The sequence below is a fragment of the Gemmatimonadota bacterium genome (genome assembly GCA_009835325.1).
Classification (GTDB): domain Bacteria; phylum JAAXHH01; class JAAXHH01; order JAAXHH01; family JAAXHH01; genus JAAXHH01.
This window is the reverse complement of the sequence record VXWP01000063.1, coordinates 1-2,951: the sequence shown is the minus strand read 5'-3', so window position 1 is coordinate 2,951 and position 2,951 is coordinate 1. Positions and strand designations below refer to the sequence as shown.

The window sequence follows — 2,951 nt, the reverse complement described above, 5'->3', positions numbered from 1 at the left end:
TGGAGAGTTTGATCCTGGCTCAGGATAAACGCTGGCGGCGTGCCTTATGCATGCAAGTCGCGCGACGAAACCGGCTTCGGCCGGCTGAAAGCGGCGAACGGGTGAGTAACACGTAGGAACCTGCCCGGAAGTGGGGGATAACACCGGGAAACCGGTGCTAATACCGCATACGGTCCACGGACCAAAGCCTTCGGGCGCTTTCGGAGGGGCCTGCGGTGGATTAGCTGGTTGGTGGGGTAACGGCCTACCAAGGCGACGATCCATAGCTGGCCTGAGAGGGTGGTCAGCCACATTGGGACTGAGACACGGCCCAGACTCCTGCGGGAGGCAGCAGCAAGGAATTTTGCGCAATGGGCGAAAGCCTGACGCAGCAACGCCGCGTGGGGGAAGAAGGCCTTCGGGTTGTAAACCCCTTTTGCGAGGGACGAAGATCTGACGGTACCTCGCGAATAAGCCACGGCTAACTACGTGCCAGCAGCCGCGGTAATACGTAGGTGGCGAGCGTTGTCCGGATTTACTGGGCGTAAAGCGCGCGCAGGCGGGCTGGTCAGTCCGGGGTGAAAACTCACGGCTCAACTGTGAGAGGTCCCCGGATACTGCCAGTCTTGAGGCACCTAGAGGAGAGTGGAATTCCCGGTGTAGTGGTGGAATGCGTAGATATCGGGAGGAACACCAGTGGCGAAAGCGACTCTCTGGGGGTGACCTGACGCTGAGGCGCGAAAGCGTGGGGAGCGAACCGGATTAGATACCCGGGTAGTCCACGCCGTAAACGATGAGCACTAGCTGTCGGGGGTATCGACCCCCTCGGTAGCGCAGCTAACGCGATAAGTGCTCCGCCTGGGGACTACGGCCGCAAGGCTAAAACTCAAAGGAATTGACGGGGGCCCGCACAAGCAGCGGAGCGTGTGGTTTAATTCGATGCAACGCGAAGAACCTTACCAGGGCTTGACATGTCGGTGGTACCCTGGCCGAAAGGCCGGGGGACCCTTCGGGGAGCCGTCACAGATGCTGCATGGCTGTCGTCAGCTCGTGCCGTGAGGTGTTGGGTTAAGTCCCGCAACGAGCGCAACCCTTGTCGCTAGTTGGATTTCTCTAGCGAGACTGCCCGGAGCAACCGGGAGGAAGGCGGGGATGACGTCAAGTCAGCATGGCTCTTACATCCTGGGCTACTCGCACGCTACAATGGGCAGTACAGACCGTCGCGAAACCGCGAGGTGAAGCCAATCGGATAAAGCTGTCCCCAGTTCGGATTGCAGGCTGCAACTCGCCTGCATGAAGCCGGAGTTGCTAGTAACCGCAGGTCAGCCATACTGCGGTGAATACGTTCCCGGGCCTTGTACACACCGCCCGTCACGTCATGGGAGTCGGTAACACCTAAAGCCGTTGCGCGAACCTTCGGGACGCAGGCGTCCAGGGTGGGACCGGCGACTGGGACGAAGTCGTAACAAGGTAGCCGTAGCGGAAGCTGCGGCTGGATCACCTCCTTTCTAGGGATACCTCTGCCGGATATTCCTCTCCGCACGGTGTGCGGTTGGGGCCGGTACAGTACCCAGGTCGATCGGCTGCCGGCCGCTCCGAGGACCCTCGAGGTCCCCGGGGCATGGGGTTGTGCGCGCCCCGCTGGCCGGAGCTGGTGATGCGCATCGCGCTACGGGATCGGCGCGCCGCTTCTGTCTGCTATCCAACGGTTGATGTGCCTTCGCCCCCCGCGCCTCCGTGCGCGGGGAGCGGCAGTCTCCGGGCAGCGCCGGAAGTTCCGGCGCCGCCGGTTTGGGCAGCGCTGGGCCATTAGCTCAGTTGGTTAGAGCGCAGTCCTGATAAGACTGAGGTCCCTGGTTCGAATCCAGGATGGCCCACCAGCACCCGGACCGGCCGAGGTCGCCTCGAGCGACCCAGAGGACCGGACAGGCGTGGGGCCGTAGCTCAGCTGGGAGAGCGCCGCCTTTGCAAGGCGGAAGTCGGGGGTTCGAGTCCCCCCGGCTCCACCAACCAGCCTCGAGTGCAATCTGCCTCGAGCGAGTGGCCGGGCATCACATCAGCGGGACACGCGGCCGCGGCGCAAGCCGCCGGCGGCGTCCTGAGCGGGAGCGAAGCGCTCCCAGGCAGGCACCTTCACAACGGAAGAGCGCACGAGCGCAAAACAAGCTACGAGAAACACAGTTGGAGTACTACGGCGAGCGGGAAACCGCCGGCCGGCCCATGGCCCTCGAGGTCCGGGGCGGGTGCGGTGGTGACTACGATCGCGGGAGTGCCTGACGAAGGGTCAAGCTACAAAGGGCGCACGGCGGATGCCTAGGCGTCACGGGCCGATGAAGGACGTGGCAAGACTGCGAAAAGCTCCGGCTAGCTGTCTAGCAAGCTCAACCGGAGATCTCCGAATGGGGCAACCCGGCCCGCTTTATCGCGGGTCACGACCGGCTGAACACATAGGCCGGATCGAGGGAACCGGGGGAACTGAAACATCTCAGTACCCCGAGGAAAAGAAACGATTCCCCTAGTAGCGGCGAGCGAACGGGGAGAAGCCCAAACCGTCCTCTACGGAGGGCGGGGTTGCAGGACCGGCAGAACGGAGCACGGCATGGATAGCCGAAGGACCTGGAACGGTCCGCCACAGGGGGTGAGAGTCCCGTAGGCGAAATCCATCCGGCCCAGGCCGGGATCCTGAGTACCTCGGGACACGAGAAATCCCGTGGGAAGCTGGGGAGACCACTCTCCAAGGCTAAATACCCGTGGCGACCGATAGTGAACCAGTACCGTGAGGGAAAGGTGAAAAGCACCCCGGAAGGGGAGTGAAATAGTCCCTGAAACCGTGTGCCTACAAGCAGTCGGAGCCTGGCTACGGCCGGGTGACGGCGTGCCTATTGAAGAATGAGCCGACGAGTTACGCTTCGTGGCGAGGTTAAGCGACGGGAGTCGCGGAGCCGGAGCGAAAGCGAGTCTGAACAGGGCGT

At 62.7% G+C, this 2,951-nt stretch carries 2 tRNA genes and 2 rRNA genes; all 4 read left to right on the top strand.

The window, feature by feature from the left end:
* A 16S ribosomal RNA gene (locus tag F4Z81_08100) occupies window positions 1-1,494 on the top strand; the annotation flags it as partial.
* A gap of 288 nt (window positions 1,495-1,782) precedes the next feature.
* Window positions 1,783-1,859, top strand: a tRNA-Ile gene (locus F4Z81_08095).
* A gap of 53 nt (window positions 1,860-1,912) precedes the next feature.
* Window positions 1,913-1,988, top strand: a tRNA-Ala gene (locus tag F4Z81_08090).
* A gap of 273 nt (window positions 1,989-2,261) precedes the next feature.
* Window positions 2,262-2,951: ribosomal RNA gene (locus F4Z81_08085) — 23S ribosomal RNA — on the top strand; the annotation flags it as partial.